Genomic DNA, 18123 nt, shown 5'->3' with positions numbered 1-18123 from the left:
TTAGGTAGCTGGCAACGTATCATCAGAGCTTTCTTCATTGCCTTGAATTGCTACCCAAGGAAGTTTTGAATACCGATCTTTGATCATTTCTAACTCATCTAGTGCGTGCAGGAAAAATCTTTTGATAGCTACCACATGGTCTTCTTCAGAAAGAAAGTCCTGTAAACTTTTGTCTCGAACTATTCCTGCCCAGTCTTTTGAGCTATCTAAGTTATAACCCTTCCAACCGTACTGTTCGCAAATATCTTTCATCGCTTCAATAATTTCTGCTCGACGCGGTGAATTAGGATTTACTTCAAGTACGAGACGTACTATTGGGTAATCAGTTAAATGTGATGTCTTTAGAATAAAGCCTAGACCACACCACCATCTTCCACTTGACATTTCGGCAGTCATTAAATATCGCCCATGCCTTTGCATCTGGGTAAGAGCTGTAGACCTTTGCCCAATTGCTCCCAGAACTTTCTTAAAGCGCTGACTGACTTCTTCCCACATTGTCTCTTCCATAAGTTTTAGTGATTTTGTGAAATTTGCTAACGCAATCACGTCAATAGAAGAGAACTGATTGTTATGTGCCATGCGATACTCACCCATAAATGTCATAATTTCTTGAACAAGCATCGTATCTGCCTGAGATTTCAAAAATCGATAGAACTGATGCCATCTCAATTGCCTGAACTGAACGGTAGATTGAGAAATATTCTTGAAAATATATTTTTGATCTTTTGGATCGAAATCACGAGTAATGTACAAAAGAAATTTGTGCTGGAACCCGGAAATTCCATGCAAAATCTCGGCATACCTTGAAAGCTGCTCGTAGCCTTCCTGAGAGCCAATCTTACTTTCGACAAAGATGATGCTACGACTTTTAGTATCTACTAGCTCAATTAAGATATCTGGGCGGCTAGCTAAACGATGACCATCAAGAGGCTCAAACTCCCTCTGTGTTGAAACATAGGCATCCAAATAAATGTTTGTATCTAATAAGTTTAAATTATTGAGCCAAGAATAGAGAATTTCCTTGTCTGTACTGAAGAGGTAAGCGACCAACTCAGTGAAGAAATCTTCTAGCGGAATACTACCTGTATTGAGACTTAGGAGCCGACTGAAAAGCGCCACTAACATTCACCTATTATGTTTTACTCTCAACAAGTGAGTTTACCGTACTGCTCTAGCCAGATGATCAAGCTACCTAACTTATAATTGTGTCGCAGATGCGGTACAAGACTATTCCTAGTTGGTTTATCTCGCATATCTGCGGTTTAAACTCCGAACATTCTCAACAGCTTGTTGTCTGCTTTGATTTTAACTCCAAGAATCAACCACCCCGATCGCCCTGTCGGCAAAAAAAAGTGACACGATCTTGTAAACTTACGCAATTTTAATAGCTTCGATCGCGCGTACTTGCAACCTTGAGAACAACTACAATTCATCGATCGTCACCAACCCACCTTCTGTAAACTGAATAACAAGTTCTTGCTCATCCAGCAAGGAAGTTCCAAGTAAAGGTCGCCTTCCTGTCGCAATGACAAGGACTTCTCGCTCTTCACCATCCCAAAGGACGATCGCTTCGTGAATTGGTAGCAAGACTTCACTGTTATCTGCCAAATTTGCAGGAGTGTCGTGTCTAAAGGTTAAGCCCATCAATAAAACAGCTTCTAGAGGAAGACATAATTCCCCAGTGAAGCCTGTATCTATCACAAACTCAATAGGGAGGCTTGAGCCATTCGGTAGCAAGAAAGTCAGCGTTACAGTTGCGTGTCTATTTGTCACAATCCCAGAAATCACTTGTATACACGCTCCATGACACCACCAAATGAGACAGCAACGTTATATCCAATACGAATACCAAATAGTCTAGCGTTTGGGTGCTTCTTGCTAAGGTTACGGGAGGCTTGCAATCCAGTTTTATCGACTTCATAATCACCTGTCTCAATGTCGATGATTACCATCTTGCCGATGTTCTTTTCCACTTCTACCTTTTCGCGGATGGTGCTTTCATACAATTGCTTGGCACGTTTCGCAACTTCTTCACGGCTTAAAAGGATTGCTTGCATAGGTTGACTCCCCATCGAGGCTTTTCTGTGAATCCTTCCATGATAGCGCACGCACAAGCAGGGCGATTGTTGCGCGGTTAATTCAATAAATTTGTTTATTTTCTGAAAAAAATAGTTCGGACAGTTTTTTAACGGCCCTGTAAGCCGATGGCGAGGAAGCCCTGCCATTTTTAACGCATTTTAAGCAACGAGTGCGATCGACTTAAACCTTAAAAAAATAGTCCACTACATAGCCAGTAATGGTTTCGGACACTATATCAAAGCTAAAACTGTCCGAACTCTTGTATATAAGATAAGAGCGCTTAAGCGCAACTACGTACCTTTTTTATCTGATTGTTGCGCCTGGACTTTCATAGATAGAACAGATCTTAAGCGCAACTACGTACCTTTTTTTATCTGATTGTTGCGCCTGGACTTTCATAGATAGAACAGCGCTTAAGCGCAACTACGTACCTTTTTTTATCTGATTGTTGCGCCTGGACTTTCTTTTTTTTACGATCGCACTATGAGCTGATATCGTTTCCGGTTGCATCGGTATTGTTTAAACCGTCAACAGTTAACAGTCTACAGTCTACAGTCAACATCACCTGACGGTGCAGCCGGAATTGATATCATTTCATCTGCGTTCATCCGTATTCATCCGCTAACATCTGCGGTTCCCAACTCCCGATCTAACTACTTCGCCGCCGGCAAAGACAATTGAGGCGAAGTATGAGGATAGCTGCCATTTTCAGGAATAGCTGCCGGTTTTTCGGAAAGTAAAAACTCGCGAATTAATCTAGCAACTGCTCTTTGAGCTAAACCGCCGACGACTTGCTGGCCCATATTCTGCACTTCTGGTTTCACTAATAATTGCGGCAGTAGTTGCAATACTTTCATGCCGTCAAAACCCGGAGTTGATTGCAAAATATCCCAAATCCGCTTGATGTGTTCGAGGTTTTTTTGTTCGGTTTGTGAAACTACAGGTTGATTTGCTTTGACTCCAAACCATTCGCCGACGACTGCTTTGGCGTTAGCAACAGCATTGCTCGAAAGTGTGTCGAGACTTTTCACCAATTCAGCAACAATCCGATCGCGAATATAATCTCCTCTTTGAGAAAATAAATACTCTAACGCTTGGTTGAGGATTTTGCTCACATCGTAATCGTCGCTTTCGCGGGCATTGTTCAGCAAGTTTTCTAAGCGATTCCAGCGGAATTCGCCTTGTTTGAACAATAAATCTTGCAGGGATGCTCTCAATTCCGGTGCAGGGTCGCTCAACAGCCGTTTTGCTACGTAAGGATAAGCTTTACTCAGCACTTTGAATTCTGGATCGACATTAATGGCAATCCCTTCTAGCGTAACGAGCGATCGAATAATCAAAGCATAGTAAGCGGGAACTCGGAAAGGATACTCGTACATCACCGCCGAAAGTTCGTCAGTAATGCTTTTGAAATTGAGTTCGGCAACGCTAGCACCCAAAGCATTGTTAAACACCCCAGCCAAAGCCGGAATAATTGGCGTCAAATCCGTGTCTGGCGTTAAAAACTCCAACTTCACGTAATCTCTGGCCAAACCTTCAAAGTCGCGGTTTACCAAATGCACCACAGCTTCCAACAAGCCGTACCGCTGATAAGGTTTGACTTCGCTCATCATCCCGAAATCGAGATAAGCCAACTGACCGTCAGGAGTTGCCAAAAGATTGCCGGGATGCGGGTCAGCGTGAAAGAAACCGTGTTCGAGAAGCTGTCTGAGAGAACACTGCACCCCCACTTCAATTAAGTAAGGAGCGTCAATTCCTTGAGCCTTGACGGCTTCTAAATTAGTGAGTTTGATGCCGGTAATCCACTCCATGGTCAAGACGCGGCGGCGGGTATATTCCCAGTAGATTTTGGGAACGTAAATATCCTTCAGATTCCCGTAGAGTTCGGCGAAGCGTTCGGCATTGTGTCCTTCGTGGGTGTAGTCCATTTCTTCGTAAATGCGCTCGCCCAACTCGTCCATAATTCCGGCGAGGTCGCTGCGAATTATTTTGAAGTTGTTTTGCGCCCAAACTGCGACGCGCCGCAGGATGTAAATATCTAAGCCGATGTTTTCGGCTAAACCAGGTCGCTGCACTTTGATGGCGACGGTTTCGCCGGTTTTGAGTTTGCCTTTATAGACTTGTCCGAGGGATGCTGCTGCGATCGGATCTGCGGTGATTTCGGCGTAAATATCCTTGGGGTGTGCGCCCAATTCTTCTTGTATAAATTGATATGCTACTTCGTTGGGAAACGCTGGTAATTGGTCTTGCAGCGTGGTTAGTTCTTCTAAATATACCGGCGGTACTAAGTCGGGGCGAGTTGAAAGTGCTTGTCCGATTTTGATGAAAGCTGGGCCGAGTTGGGCGAGAATGTCTCTGAGTCGGGCGGCGCGACGTTTTTGGTTCTTGGCGACGCGGCCTGTTTTGCCGTCAAACCACAAACTGAAGGCGAAGCTAAAAAATGTCCAAACAACGCTCAACAGCCTTTTCCAGACTTGCAGGGGGCGATTTTTGTATTGGGCTGCGATCGCAACTGGATCGTAGCGCACAGCTTCTCCGGCCAACTCATAGGCGATATCTTTGGCTGATTTGAGCGGTTCGGGAGTCGCTGCGGGACTTTCTATTTCTACTTGTACTGCTTGCAGGGGAACTGTTTCTACCTCTTTGAGATTGCCGATTGCAGTGTGAGTCCCTGAATTTGAGTAAGTTGGCGGGGAGGCTGGCGATACCGTCTTGACATCCATAAACTCAGACCTAGTGTGAAGCATTGTAAAGACATTGTAACAATTTGTGGCCTTCTCGCCACTATTGTGAGATAGAGAAAACCGAATTGGTTAGTCAGTTGACAGTTGACAGTTGACAGTTGACAGTTGGCAGTTGACAGTTGTCAGTTGGCAAAGGACTAAAGAAACCGGGTTTTTTAGTGGAGTATCCAAGGTTGTAACGCTTGTTTTGGCGAAAAACCCCATTTCTGGCCACCCCCTCTCCGATTCCCCTCCTATCGCGATTTTCACTCCCTGCCGGTTCTGAGAAGTCGATCGCGAATGCTTGAAAGTTGCGATTTGGTGCTGACGGGCGATCGGGGTCGGGGCATTTCGGTATCGGGCCAGTTGGCTAAGTCGTTACAGGGACACAACTCCGGCGGCATTCCAGCATCGCGCAACGGTACGGGCATGGCGCAGCGCGCACAGGGACTGATTTCCCATGCTGGTGTCAGCAGTTCGGCGATTGTTTCGTTGGTGCCTTGCAGGTAGGAGTCTCCGCTGTCGGAGGAGATGATTTTTTGCCAGCATTCTTCAAATTCCCTGCTGTAGCGATCGCCCGCAATTACCGATTTTGGTAGCAGCGCTTCGGAACCGTTGCGAATAAATACTTTTTTGCCTAACTGAAACCAGTAAGCAATATATTTTCTGACTTCACTTTCTGATGCCATAGCTTTTACTCAATCCTGCAATTCATTGGTAATTTTAGACTTTAAACTTTAAATTTGATCTCTATCTCAAGAGACATTTGATATTTGACATTCTTTCAAAAGCCGACTATTTTAGGTGTCAAATTGTTGTGCTGGTTGCCCGATGGAGTATTTTTTTGGAGTGATTGATGTGATTTTTGAGTTTTCGAGCTTAATTATAATTATAGCTGATTTTTAGTTAAAATTGTCTGCGGGCAAACCGAGCTTTTTGCTCTAAAAGTCGATCGCGCTTCCGTCTGTTAATTCTTGGCGGGCGGTAGTGGCGTACCCAAAGCGGACAGGTTCAAGGCGTAACCTCCGGTGGCGAGATAAACAGTATCGGCGATCGCCCCGATTTGACGGACGAGTGTGCCGAGGCGATCGCGAAACAGCCGCCCCGCCGGATAAGCAGGCACAACACCCCATCCTGTTTCCTCTCCTACAAAAATTGCATCGGCCGCAGTTGACTTCAAACTCGCTAGCAAATCTTGCTGTGCAGCAGTCCACAGTGTGGCTTCTTGTTCTAAAAGATTCGCCGTCCAAGTTCCGAGGGAATCAATTAACAAGCAATCCGATGGTTTACCAGTGCGGACAAATGTCGGTAAGTCGATCGGCACTTCTAGAGTTTTCCAATGAACCGGGCGGCGATTTCGGTGTTGTTCGAGGCGGCGCAGCCACTCCAAATCTGTTTCATCAACCATGCCAGTAGCCACATAGATTACTTGTTTTCCCGAAGCAGCAGCCAGAGTTTCGGCCCATTCACTTTTACCACTTCGAGCCGGCCCAGTTACTAAGATTATTTTAGTCATTGGTTATTGGTTATTTGTTATTGGTTATTTGTTATTTGCGGTTCCCTGAGCGTAGTCGAAGGGTCGAAGGGTTATTGGTTATTTGCGGTTCCCTGAGCGTAGTCGAAGGGTCGAAGGGTTATTGGTTACTGGTTATTGGTTACTGGTTACTGGTTATTGGTTATTGGTTACTGGTTACTGGTTATTGGTTGCTGGTTATTGGTTGCTGGTTATTAGTTATTTGTTTGATTACCAATGATTTTTAGGCGATAATAGCATTGATAGGACAATATCAGAATAACTACATCAAATTTCCCAACATAGCCGTTTTCCAGCAAGTGAGTTACGCCCTTACCAATTTGCAGAGAGAAGAAAAGAAGCAAAAAATAGAGACTATCCCCAATGCCCAATGCCCTGCGCGGGCCTTCTTCCCAATGCCCCATGCCCAATGCCCCATGCCCAAACCTCAGATATCAGCCATAATTTGCACTCACAATCGCGCCAGCTATTTAGCTGGGGCGATCGACAGCTTGCTGGTACAAGATTTTCCCGATAACTTTGAAGTAGTAGTAGTGGATAACGGTTCTAACGATTATGCCAGCCCCAAAAGTACCACGACAAGCACTCGCGAGGTGGTAGAAGCAAGACTCTCCGACTGCCGCCTCAAGTATGTCTGGGAACCCAAAATCGGTCTGTCAGTAGCGCGGAACACCGGCGCCAAGGAAGCTCGCAGCGAAATATTAGCTTATCTCGACGACGACGCTATTGCTGAGCCGAATTGGCTCAGGGTGCTGCACGCCGCCTATCAAAGCAATCAAAAACTAGCCGTAGCCGGCGGCAAAGTTAACTTGCTGTGGCCTTGTGGAGTCTGTGCACCCAAATGGCTATCGCCCGGATTGGCCCAAAACTTGGGAGTTTACGATTTAGGGGATACTTGCCAGTACGTAACTGCTGCCGGTTTGACTCCCAGGGGTGTAAACTACTCGATCCGGCGTGCTTTTCTCGAACAAATTGGTGGCTTCGATGTCAAACTCGGTAGAGTCGGCACAAAGTTGCTGTCAAATGAAGAATTGCGCGCGACAGAATTAGCATTAGAGTTAGGCTGGCAAGTGGTTTATCTGCCCGAGGCCCTGGTTCTGCACAATGTGGCTGTAGAAAGGCTCAAGCAAGCTTGGTTTCTCGATCGCGGTTGGTGGCAAGGCATCAGCGAGTGTTATCGGGAACAATTGTCCGATCGAGCAGGTATTGCTCAGCTTGGACGGGGCGGTGAAAGAATACTGAGGGGTGTATACAAGTCTTTTAAATACATTAGAGATCCAGGGCTGCGCTTTGAAAATTTCGTTTTTGCTTGGGGTCAAATCGGTTATTTAAGTGCAGCCCTTCAGGGCCTGATCTTTCCACCGAAATCGACCAGCAGGCATTAGGCTATAGGCAATATCCCTCGCTGTTAAAGTCGTCGGCGCTACCATGCCGATCGCACTTCATCCACAATAACTCGACCGCATTCAGGTTCAAGCACTCGATTATGACATCTAGTTCATCAAAGATTCCGGTTTCAGTTCTCATTCCGGCAAAAGACGAAGAACTTAATCTACCTGCGTGTCTGGCCAGCATTGCCAGGGCAGATGAAGTTTTCATGGTTGATTCCCAAAGCAGCGATCGCACGGTAGAAATTGCCATCAGTAGCGGTGCCAAAGTAGTACAATTCTACTTCGACAACCGCTGGCCGAAAAAGAAAAATTGGTCTTTGGACAACCTGCCCTTTCGCAACGAATGGGTTTTAATTGTCGATTGCGACGAGCGCATACCCCCGGAACTTTGGGACGAAATCGCGCGGGCGATCGCCGATCCGAATTTTGACGGCTACTACCTCAACCGCAAAGTCTTCTTTTTAGGTCAATGGCTGCGTTACGGCGGCCGATATCCCGACTGGAATTTGCGTTTGTTCAAGCATCAAAAAGGCCGTTACGAAAATCTCGGCACTGAATCCGTCCCCAACACAGGTGACAACGAAGTTCACGAACACGTCATTTTAGCAGGTCAAGTCGGCTACTTAAAACATGATATGATCCACGAGGATTATCGCGATTTATTTCATTGGATAGAACGGCACAACAGATATTCAAATTGGGAAGCCCGCGTTTATTACAATATTATTGAAGGCCGCGACGACAGCGGCACTATTGGCGCTCACCTATTTGGAGATGCCGTGCAGCGGAAGCGATTTCTCAAAAAAGTTTGGGTGAGGCTGCCTTTGAAACCAATGCTCAGATTTATTTTATTTTACTTTATTCAGCTAGGCTTTTTGGATGGAAAAGCTGGCTATATTTATGCAAGGTTATTGAGTCAGTATGAGTATCAAATTAATGCAAAACTGTACGAATTGCGCTCTTGTGGCGGTCAGTTGAATGTGGCAGAATCTGAGCCTAGTTTGTCGCCCGTGGTTAGAAGTCAGGAGACTGAAGTTAAATCGCCGTAAGCAACGGAGGACACGGCAATGCCGTTTCCCTACCGCGATTAATTGTAGGGAAACGGCACTGCCGTATCCTGACTTTGAATTTTATTGTTGTTCGGGAGGATGCGATCGCACTTCTTCCGCTTCCCGCAACATACGATCGACTGGTGGATTTTGGGGATTGGCTAATTGCGGGCGATCGAACTTACCCTTGAATAATTTAAACTTACCATTAATTTTCCATTTACCATTTTTCCATCCTACCAATCCGCCCACAATTATTACAGCTAAAAGACTGAACAACAAGCTTGTTACGCCTGGATGCAGCCGATCGCCCTTTTGAGGTATCTTGATAACGAGGGGTTTGTCAATATCATTGGTAATCGCAGAGGAGACAATTCCTCCCGCCCCCAAGCCAGCACCTAATATTTGAATGGTTTTTTCTAAAGAGCGATCGCGTTCTGCTTGTTCAATCTCCACCCGTCCTCGGATAGCATTTAAAGCTTTTTCTAGTAAATCCGATCCATTGGCAAAATAGTCCAAGTCTGCTTGAATTTGCTCTGCAAAAATATGAGCTTTTTCATCTGCAAAAATTTCAAGAAAACTTAAATCTTCTTGTGGGTATTTTTTTTGGAGCAGCTTTAGCTCTCTTTCATAATTTTGAAGATTGATTTTAAGAGGGAGGCGGTAGTTATCCAAGTCTCTGATTAACTCAACGTAACTAAGATTAAGGCGAGGAATGCGCTTAAGTGCCTTTTTCAATTCTTCTAAATTACTCGAATCTAAGGTTTTACGATCTGGCAAACTTTCAACAATAGCTATTTCGGCTTTTACTTCTTTATAGCTATTGGATAGGACTTTATAAACAGAGCGACTTAATTTATATGCCTGAGTAATTTTATGGCGATAGCAAAAAATATCAACTAAATTAGGGTATTCTTCTTGTAATTTTTTGTCGGTTTCAGGAGTGACAAATATCCAAACTAAAACGTGACAATAATTTTCTAACTCATCGGCAATACCATACTCAAAAATGGGACTACCAAATAATTCACCCGATCGGTAAAATGGAGGAGTGTCTAACTTGTCTGGAATAAAAGCTCGCAAGCATTTATCTGCCAAAGATTTCAGCTTTTTTTGGTCTTCTCTTGAGTTCCAAAATTGCCAAGTTTTCTCTGGAGTGTACCAAAGAGTTAACAATAAAGTTTGACCAAGAGAAGCGTTAATTTGGCTTGGCATCCAGCAGTCGCTAGGATGCAATCGTTTAAAAAAGTCTATATCTACGTCAGAAGTTTTGATTCCCTGTTCGTTTTTTTCGGGACGGCGGACATTTAATGCTAAGGCAAATGTGTCGTGAATTCGGACGGGATACGCAATGCCTGCGATCGGGGAATCTGTCCATTTTTCAAAATCAATGGAGGCATTATCTTCGGTTTGTTGAACCGAAAGTTCAACTCGATATCCGGCTTTGTCTTGGATATCAATTGTTTGATTAATCCCAAATTGTTGTAAGATATTTTCGCCTTTCTCAAATAGTTCTTTGAGATTATCTTTCTGATGTTCGGATTCTTTTCGCAAATGATATGCAAACAAATGAACATTCGGCGCATAGATTTTGGGAGGAGACATAAAAGTTATTTGCCGTTTTCGATCTCTTTGAGTTTTTGTTTCACCGCTTCGCTTAATTCTTGAAAGACGTTACCGACCCCCCCGGTTTTGCCAGTATCAGGCTTAACTTTAGTAATTTCTTTGTTACTTGCGGCAAACTCCCTAAGCTGTTCTCTGATATCTTTGTCGTTGCGTAACCATTCATTCAGAGTTTCCTCTATCTTTTGCGAAGGTTCGCTGCTTACGGATTCTAAGGCTCGATCCAATTCCCTTAAAATGTCTATTTCAATGGGTTCTTTTTCTACAAAGCTTGGGAAAGCTAATAAGAGAGGATTTGCAGTCATAATTTTTACTTTCCTATAGCACAAAATGCAGCCCAGTAAAACGGGCTTTCAAATGGTTTTTCATCAGAATCGTAACTTTCAAGGAAACCTTTGATATCTTGGGTTGACTCTAAATCTTTTAATTCACCTATCCATTCTAGCAATTTAGATTGAGTAGCATCTCGCAGCCAAATTTGGGCAGTATTCAGGGCTACAGCCATATCAGCAGTTGCCAGATTTTCGTAGCATTTAATCATTAGATAGGCGGTGGCGAAGTCATCGACTGACCACAAACTGGAGAGTACACCCTGACTACCAGCATACAAAAAGCCTGTAGCCAAGCCAATACAGTCGTCACTCTGCTTGGTTGTGTCTGTCAACCCCGTTTCGCAAGCGGAGAGGGTGACGAGGCGACATTTAGGTAAGTTCAGTGTAGCAAAGATGTCTTGCAGAGTTAGGCATTTGGCGGGGTTGGCTTGTCCCCCGGAACGCAATCGGAGGGATTTTGTCCCGGTGGGGGTGGGTGAGTCTGTTAATTCTATGGCTCCTGCTAAGATTAGGGATGAAATTAGGGGTGTCTGGAAATTAAAGGAACCGTGACAGGAAAAGTGGACGTAGTGCGCTTGGGCGAGGGTTTCTAGGTTGTCGATGAGGGCGGTTTTGGTGGCTTGTTGTTTGATTAAAATGTCGGCGGGTTTAAAGGCCTGTTTGATGACTTCTACTTCTATATCAGTGTAGGCAAGGTCTTCGGTAGGGTTTTGGATGGCAAAAAGGGCGCGGGTATCGGCGGGTGGGCGTTCTCGCTGTTGTACCCGTTGTAGGAGTTGACAACTGGGGGCGTATCGCACGCCTTTTTTGAAGCAATCAAGCAGACAAGGTTTGGCGGGGGGTTGGAGATGGGGAGTTTTTTGATTAAATCGCAACCAAGTTTGTTGGCTAACTGATAACGCATGAAGGGGGAATAGATGCAAATAGCGGTGGGGAACTAAAATCAGGGAGTCACAATTGTCTAAGGCGGGATGATTGAGAATTTCATTGAGGCGCAATATTTTGGAAAGATTACTCAGCGACTCGGAAAGATTTTTTCGCCAGGTTTTGGTGTTGTTAAATAAGGCTTCGAGATACTGCTGATTCCACGCTTCCAGCTTTTCTAATTCTGCTTTGTCAAACTGCACAACTTCCAAACTTGACTGAGTGACGATGAAAATTTGGAAACTGTCCGTGCCGATATACCACTCTAAAATAGCGGTGTGGGAGTCAATCAAATCGCGGATTTCGGCAACGGTAATAGGTTTGACTTCTTGAGTGAGGGTGAAGGCGGGATCTAGTTCCTGACACTGGGCGAAAACTACGTCGAGTTGACGCTGATATTCTTGCAGGAGTTCGCGCTGTTGGGCGATATACTCGCGGGTGTAGCTGGATGTTTCGCTGCTACGAAATCCCTGGAAACTGTCGCGATTAAAAGTGCTGTTATTATCTACTTGCGCTAATTGCCGTATTGTTGAGATGGTGCTTCTTAGCCTGCGTAAATCCTGTTTGAGTTGATCGTTATCGCATTTGGGTTCTAGTTCGGAATTTGCTAGTAGTTCGACTAAGTTGCGGGATTTGCTGCGTTCGACGGTTTCGAGGGCTTTTTCAATTTGTCCGTCATTGATGCAGGCTTGCACCATTTTGATATAGACATCTATGGCGTTTAATTGGATTTCTTGACGGGCTGTTTCGTTGGTTGCCCATTCTCTACGTTTTTCTACTGCTTCTATGGCTTTTTCATAACCTTGTATAGCTACTGTCCAGTTTTGAGTAATAAAAGCAGTGTCACCTAACAATAGAGCAGAGCCAAAACATTCTCTGGGTAACAATGCAGGAGTGAAAATTTCTAGAGACAATTGCAAACATTCAGTAGCAGATTTAATTTCACCCTTTTCTTTGTAAATAAATCCTAAAAGACGTTGAGCAAATGCCCATTCATAAGGATTTTTCTCACGAAGGAAAACTTGTAAAGCCTCTTGGCTATAAGTGAGTGCTGTTTCTAAGTAATCTAGTCTTTCACCATTACTTATGAAGAGATAAATGGCTGCTAGGTTATGTTGGCTCTTTGCCCAATCTAGGGGAAACTCTTCACGGGTAAAAACTTGTAAGGCAGATTGGCAATATTTAATTGCTATTTCCTCATTATACGCCTTATTTTTAGATCTTTTTATGGAGATATCTACTAAGTTATTTTGAATCATTGCCCATTGTCGAGGAAATGCCTCACGACTATAAACTTCTAAGGCATCTTGAAAATTGGCAAACGCCAACTCTTGATTATATGCTTTTTTTCCTCTAATCCTTTGAGCGTAAGCCATGGCCAGATTATTTTTAGTTCTTGCCCAATCTTCAGGAAACTCTTCAGGGGTGAAAACTTCTAACGCATTGTGATAAAATGCTAATCCTTGTTTGATATTTTCTGTTTCATCGCCGAAAATTCTATCCCTATAAGCATTGCCCAAATTATGCTGAGTTCTTGCCCAGTTTAAAGGAAATACCTCACGGCTATAAATTTTTCGCGTCATCTCAAGACCTGTAATAGAAATTTCTATGTTCTGGGCTCGGTTGCCTAAAGGGAACTCTTTGATTAAGCTACTAAAATTGCTAACAATATGAGTAATTATTAAAGCTTCTGGATAATCCTCTGTGTCTATAATTGCTGTTGTCCAGTCTCGCCATAAGATCCTAAATTCCTCATTTAGTTTGTCTTGATTGGCTGCTAATATTGGGTAAAATTCTTGAGGAGTATTATTTCCTTCTAAAATTGCTTGTAAAATTTCTAACCAAAAATCTAGATAGGTTTGTGAAGTTTTATTTGCTGCATCCTTGTTCATAGCTATTTCCATTGCGTATAACCTTCAAAGTATCAGCCCTGATTTCTGCAAACTTCCACTCAGTCTCTTTTTTCGAGGTCAAACTACACAAACAAAGTCTGCCTACGGGGACTAAGAGATCACAAAATCTTGCAACTTGTCAATATTTTCCTGAGTTTATATACTGTAGACATTCCATTTTACCGTTAGGCTTTCGATCGCATTTCTGTTTCACTAGCGCCAGCTCGCACCATAATTGTCCGAACAAGAGAACCAAATATTCTCCACCCGACAAGACTTAGGCTAGCGTGCCGTGTTGCTAACAGCAAATCATCAAGACGTATCTGTATAACCCCATCAAATACTACAGCATTGGCCACTACATTGCGAGAGTCCCCTGGTAATGGTGGAAGATACATTCGCTTAGTGGATTTGAACTTTAGCATTTCACCGAGGAGTTGCTTTGCTTCAGGATTGTCAGAAAAAATTGGTTGCAATCGCAGCAGTGAAGCATAATCGCGGCGGCCCTGAACAAGGTCACAGGTTGAGCTTGCGACAGCAAACTTCATGTTAGTAATACGTTCTCCCAAGAAGTAGCCAGCGTCACTACTAATAATATCTCCCTGCAAAAGGGCGAAGGCATCCTCATCGTCGCGAATCAGACCTCTTGCTAACATATCGCGATACTCAATTGGCTGACGCACCAGCGCTCCCTCTGCTCCGAAAACTTTCTGACGGTCTTTTGTCTTACCAAGTCGATCGGCAAAGTCCTGAATAATTGTGAAAACTCGATCATCGTGAGAAAGTTCGCGAAGCTGATTTTCAAGAGTTTCTAGATTGTTAGGCTCATTATTTGCTACAGCCATCACGATTAATCTATCCTATTGTCGATCGCATTCTCAGATTCCAAAGGACGCTCAATTTCATCAGGATCGAGCATCACTTCATCATCTTCATCCAAGTCGAAATTCTCTGGAACTAATCGCTCGAAGCTATTGCGGGTAGGAAGCTCAGGCAAATCTCCCAGCATAGCAACTGCTTCAGCAAGTAAATTCAGATTCTCTGGATCGGGGTGTTTTTGTGCCGCCCGCACAGCCAAAACAACGATACGCAATCCTCCTCTCATGCGATCGACATCACGGGCTAGTCCATACATTGCTTGAAAGTCATTTTCCTCAATAATGCGGTACTGTCCTGTTTTTGTCTGGAGGGTAGCAATGACACCATTGGCGATCGAACTGAGTGCTTCTGCGCCTTTCAAACGAAACTTCTCAAATGATGTCCAATTTGCACCGCTTCGCAACCTAAATTTTTTATTTGTAATTTGCATAGTTTCACCTCTTTACTATATCCTAACGTAAATCCAACGAAAAAACAACGGCTATTGATTTTGATGGGTGGCTGGCCAGAAACCGGGTTTTTGCGACAGACTTCGTTACAGCCCACAAATTCGGGGAAAACCCGGTTTCTTTGGATCTTAACCGCAGATGTCGGCAGATTTACGCTGATGAACGCAGAGGTCGAGACATCATTTAATTAGTTCTTCAAGGGATGGAAAGAGCAATTTTTCGGCGCTCACTTTTTCGCAATCGCAAGGTTCTTGAATTGCGGATATTGCTGATACATTTCCTAGCAGCAACTGGATGCTTTCAATTAGCAATGGTAGAGTTAATAAAATGATTGATGCCGATACCAGCAAGCTAATTAAGCCGTCAGCCCAATTCCAATGCAGCCACGCTACGGCGATCGCAGCTAAAATTACTCCAACCGACGAAAATATGTCGGCGACTGCGTGCAGAAAGGCGCTTTTGAGGTTCAAGTCGCCGTGACAGCAGGAATGCAAGCAGCAAGCGTTGATTGAGTTGATGCTTAAACCGACAATTGCGGTAATTAACATCGGGAGTCCTTCTACTTCGGGGGTTGGGGACTGCAAACGGGCGATCGACTCTGCTGCAATCCAAAGCGCGATCGCTACTAAACTGATACTATTAACTAAGGCTGCTATGATTTCTCCCCGTGCAGGAATTGCCGATCGCGCGATCGCACAATCCACCGATTTACTGCTTTTTAGTGACGAATACCAAGTCGCAGTTAATGTGATCGCTAAAGCTGCTACATCAGACAAAACATGACCAGCATCTGCCAATAGGGATAAACTGTGAGAGTTGATGGCGGCGATTAACTCTGCTACAAAAAAGCTACTAAGCAGTACCAAAGCTGTTTGTAAAAGTCGCACTTTGGCAATTCTGGGATTGGGATTGTCGCATTGTGCGAGATTCTTGGTGTTTTCAGAGTTAAAATTGTCCCCAACTGGAAATATCATGCAGCAATCCTTACAGCTAAACTCGATTTTCAATCAAACATTAGATGACTCATTATACGCCAAGTCCCGACCCGGAACCGCCGCATCCGATCGCAAATTCCCCAAATCCTGAAATCAACGATCGTCCAATTGGCGACAACCAACCAAATATTTTAACAGGCGAATCTTTAATTGATTTGCGGCTGTACAACCAATCAAATTTCGATCGCGGAAGACGTGGTTGGCTAATTTTGCTTTGGTGGTTGGTGCAGGCGATCGCATTTCCCCTCACTCCACATCCTTGTAATAGCATCAGAAGCGCGTTGTTGCGGTTATTTGGTGCGAAAATAGGTTTTGGGGTAATTATCCGCCCTACGGCTCGTTTTACCTATCCCTGGAAAATTGAAATCGGTGATTATAGTTGGATCGGAGATGATGTTGTATTGTACAGTTTGGATCGAATTGCGATCGGCAAACACTGCGTCATTTCTCAAAAAAGTTACCTCTGCACCGGCACTCACGACCCCCAAGACCCAGCCTTTGGGTTAATAACAGCATCTGTTATCATTAATAACGGCGTTTGGATTGCCGCCGACTGTTTCATTGGCCCTGGTGTTGCGATCGGTGCAAATGCCTTAATCGGAGCTCGCAGCAGCGTGTTTGAAAATATGCCAGCCGGCTTTGTTTGCACGGGAACACCCTGTCGCCCGCGCGATCGGCGAGAAATTAATAAAAGTTTGTAGTCAGGACTTCATTCCTTTTTTGTCTAACTTGGGACTAAGGACTTGAGTCCTTACTACAAGCTGGTTTAATGCTGGTTATACAAATATTTTTCTGAAATAAGAATGAATACAGTACCCCAAGAACTACTGACTAATCTTTTCCAGCTCTTTACAGCAACCTTATTTAAGATAGGGGAAAATTCTGTATCGCTGCGATCGCTTCTGGAACTGATAATATCATTCATGATTGTGCTGATCGTATCGCGAACTTTTACTGATTTTCTGAAAGAGCGCTTGCTCGTAAAACTAGGAATTGATGAGGGGAATCAGGAAGCCATAGCAGTTATTTTGCGCTATTTAATCATAGCACTGGGAGTGATAATTGCGATCCAAGGAATAGGATTTAACCTTGCTTCTTTTGCAGTAATTGCGGGCGGATTGGGAGTAGGAATTGGTTTCGGAATACAAGATTTAACCACCAATTTTGTCAGCGGACTAACGCTGCTTTTAGATCGACCTGTCAAAGTGGGAGACTTCGTGGAATTAGAAGGATTGATGGGAGTAGTCAAAAAAATCTCGATTCGATCGACTATTATCAAAACCAACGACGACTCCAGCGTCATAGTTCCCAACAGTAATATGATTAGCAACAAAATTGTTAATAGGAGTTACGAAAATTCGACACTTTGCCTGCGACTTTCGATAAAAGTAGACGGAAATAGTGACCCGCTGTTAGTAACAGAAACTCTTTTAAACATTGCTTATACAGAAGCAGGAGTATTGTACGAACCCAATCCGAAAGTATTATTTGCCGAGTTTGGCAATGATTGCTTTAAATTTGAACTTTTAGTGTGGACCGATCGACCAACGGATCGAGAAGTTATTAAAAGTTCTTTGAATTTTGCGATCGAGTATCATTTTCGCCAGGAGGAAATCAATTTTCCATTCAATGTCAAAACATCTAATAAACTCGCAAAAAGAATGCTTTTTGTTGGAGAGGAAAGCAAACAGTTATCTTCCCTCAGTAGTTTGTTGCGACAGGTAAAATACTTTGAAACTTTGAACGATATAGAATTGCGACAACTCATGGAAGTTGGCTATCGGCAACGGCTGCAATCGCAAGAATTTTTGTTCCGAGAAAACGACCCAGGAGATGCTTTTTATATGATTCTTTCTGGTTCAGTAGAAGTGTTTATCGCAGCAACTGATAAGGAACTGACTCATCTGGGTAGGGGCAAGTTTTTTGGCACACTTTCTTTGATACTGGGAATTCCTAGAACTACTTCGGTGAAAGCTTTGGAAGAAACTATTGTGTTTGCTATCAATAAAGAAGGATTACAAAAGATTTTAGAACGGCCATATTTATCCGAACGGATTATTCAAGAAATAGTCAAACATGAAGAACTAAAGGAGAAACAGCAGCAACTGCGAGAAATGGAATTGGTAGATGTACAAGAAGAAGATGAGGTAAATCCTGTAGATTGGGTGAGAAAAAGACTCAAGAATTTATTTATTGTTTCAAGTTGAAATTCGCTTAATAAATATCTTGGAAATATGCTAAAATCAACTCATA

17 protein-coding genes are annotated in these 18123 nt (G+C 43.7%); 4 read left to right on the top strand and 13 right to left on the bottom strand.

Going from position 1 to position 18123, the window contains the following annotated elements; genetic code table 11:
- The 6 genes from JGK11_RS06235 to cobU form a co-directional block, all read right to left on the bottom strand.
- Positions 1–1125, bottom strand: a complete 1125-nt coding sequence (locus JGK11_RS06235; protein WP_293207375.1) for a hypothetical protein — start codon at positions 1123–1125, stop codon at positions 1–3.
- A 297-nt stretch (positions 1126–1422) separates the two neighbouring features.
- A complete protein-coding gene (locus JGK11_RS06230) occupies positions 1423–1773 on the bottom strand; it encodes a clan AA aspartic protease (RefSeq protein ID WP_293207377.1) in 351 nt (116 codons plus the stop codon).
- Positions 1774–1784: 11 nt separating this feature from the next.
- Positions 1785–2057, bottom strand: coding sequence for a hypothetical protein (locus JGK11_RS06225; protein WP_293178736.1), 273 nt, complete (start codon positions 2055–2057; stop codon positions 1785–1787).
- A gap of 675 nt (positions 2058–2732) precedes the next feature.
- Positions 2733–4802 (bottom strand): AarF/ABC1/UbiB kinase family protein, encoded by a 2070-nt coding sequence (locus tag JGK11_RS06220; protein WP_293178830.1) that lies wholly within the window; start codon positions 4800–4802, stop codon positions 2733–2735.
- 266 nt (positions 4803–5068) lie between these two features.
- Positions 5069–5491 (bottom strand): hypothetical protein, encoded by a 423-nt coding sequence (locus JGK11_RS06215; RefSeq protein WP_293178738.1) that lies wholly within the window; start codon positions 5489–5491, stop codon positions 5069–5071.
- 278 nt (positions 5492–5769) lie between these two features.
- On the bottom strand, positions 5770–6318 hold the full coding sequence (gene cobU, locus JGK11_RS06210) for a bifunctional adenosylcobinamide kinase/adenosylcobinamide-phosphate guanylyltransferase (protein WP_293178740.1): 549 nt from the start codon (positions 6316–6318) through the stop codon (positions 5770–5772).
- 434 nt (positions 6319–6752) lie between these two features.
- On the opposite strand from cobU, the gene JGK11_RS06205 reads away from it, so the two are divergent.
- Entirely contained in the window at positions 6753–7721 is a 969-nt protein-coding gene (locus tag JGK11_RS06205; RefSeq protein WP_293178833.1) for a glycosyltransferase family 2 protein, read from the top strand.
- A 1-nt stretch (position 7722) separates the two neighbouring features.
- Here JGK11_RS06205 and JGK11_RS06200 read toward each other — a convergent pair whose 3' ends face one another.
- The gene (locus JGK11_RS06200) at positions 7723–7935 is read right to left on the bottom strand and encodes a hypothetical protein (protein ID WP_293178845.1); all 213 of its coding nucleotides are present in this window, start codon (positions 7933–7935) and stop codon (positions 7723–7725) included.
- On the opposite strand from JGK11_RS06200, the gene JGK11_RS06195 reads away from it, so the two are divergent.
- Positions 7844–8776, top strand: coding sequence for a glycosyltransferase family 2 protein (locus JGK11_RS06195; protein ID WP_293210992.1), 933 nt, complete (start codon positions 7844–7846; stop codon positions 8774–8776). The genes JGK11_RS06200 and JGK11_RS06195 overlap by 92 nt on opposite strands.
- Positions 8777–8857: 81 nt before the next feature.
- Here the strand turns inward: JGK11_RS06195 and JGK11_RS06190 are convergent, their stop codons facing one another.
- The 6 genes from JGK11_RS06190 to JGK11_RS06165 form a co-directional block, all read right to left on the bottom strand.
- A complete protein-coding gene (locus JGK11_RS06190; protein ID WP_293210987.1) occupies positions 8858–10381 on the bottom strand; it encodes a hypothetical protein in 1524 nt (507 codons plus the stop codon).
- A gap of 5 nt (positions 10382–10386) precedes the next feature.
- Positions 10387–10704 (bottom strand): hypothetical protein, encoded by a 318-nt coding sequence (locus JGK11_RS06185; protein ID WP_293210985.1) that lies wholly within the window; start codon positions 10702–10704, stop codon positions 10387–10389.
- Between the two features lie 5 nt (positions 10705–10709).
- Positions 10710–13547 (bottom strand): CHAT domain-containing protein, encoded by a 2838-nt coding sequence (locus JGK11_RS06180; protein WP_293210983.1) that lies wholly within the window; start codon positions 13545–13547, stop codon positions 10710–10712.
- Positions 13548–13732: 185 nt separating this feature from the next.
- The gene (locus JGK11_RS06175; RefSeq protein ID WP_293210981.1) at positions 13733–14392 is read right to left on the bottom strand and encodes a hypothetical protein; all 660 of its coding nucleotides are present in this window, start codon (positions 14390–14392) and stop codon (positions 13733–13735) included.
- Between the two features lie 5 nt (positions 14393–14397).
- Entirely contained in the window at positions 14398–14856 is a 459-nt protein-coding gene (locus JGK11_RS06170; protein ID WP_293210979.1) for a hypothetical protein, read from the bottom strand.
- Between the two features lie 198 nt (positions 14857–15054).
- Positions 15055–15849, bottom strand: a complete 795-nt coding sequence (locus tag JGK11_RS06165) for a cation diffusion facilitator family transporter (RefSeq protein WP_293210977.1) — start codon at positions 15847–15849, stop codon at positions 15055–15057.
- Positions 15850–15893: 44 nt separating this feature from the next.
- On the opposite strand from JGK11_RS06165, the gene hpsU reads away from it, so the two are divergent.
- Together hpsU and JGK11_RS06155 are read left to right on the top strand one after the other, a co-directional pair.
- On the top strand, positions 15894–16571 hold the full coding sequence (gene hpsU, locus JGK11_RS06160; RefSeq protein WP_293178755.1) for a hormogonium polysaccharide biosynthesis acetyltransferase HpsU: 678 nt from the start codon (positions 15894–15896) through the stop codon (positions 16569–16571).
- A gap of 102 nt (positions 16572–16673) precedes the next feature.
- Positions 16674–18077 carry a mechanosensitive ion channel domain-containing protein gene (locus tag JGK11_RS06155; protein ID WP_293196168.1) on the top strand — a complete coding sequence of 468 codons (1404 nt, stop codon included), beginning with the start codon at positions 16674–16676 and terminating at the stop codon, positions 18075–18077.
- The last annotated feature ends 46 nt before the right edge of the window (positions 18078–18123 follow it).

Source organism: Microcoleus sp. PH2017_34_RAT_O_A, assembly GCF_020737885.1.
Classification (GTDB): domain Bacteria; phylum Cyanobacteriota; class Cyanobacteriia; order Cyanobacteriales; family Microcoleaceae; genus Microcoleus.
Note: the sequence above shows the minus strand (reverse complement) of the source record. Positions and strands in the feature narration are given on the sequence as shown.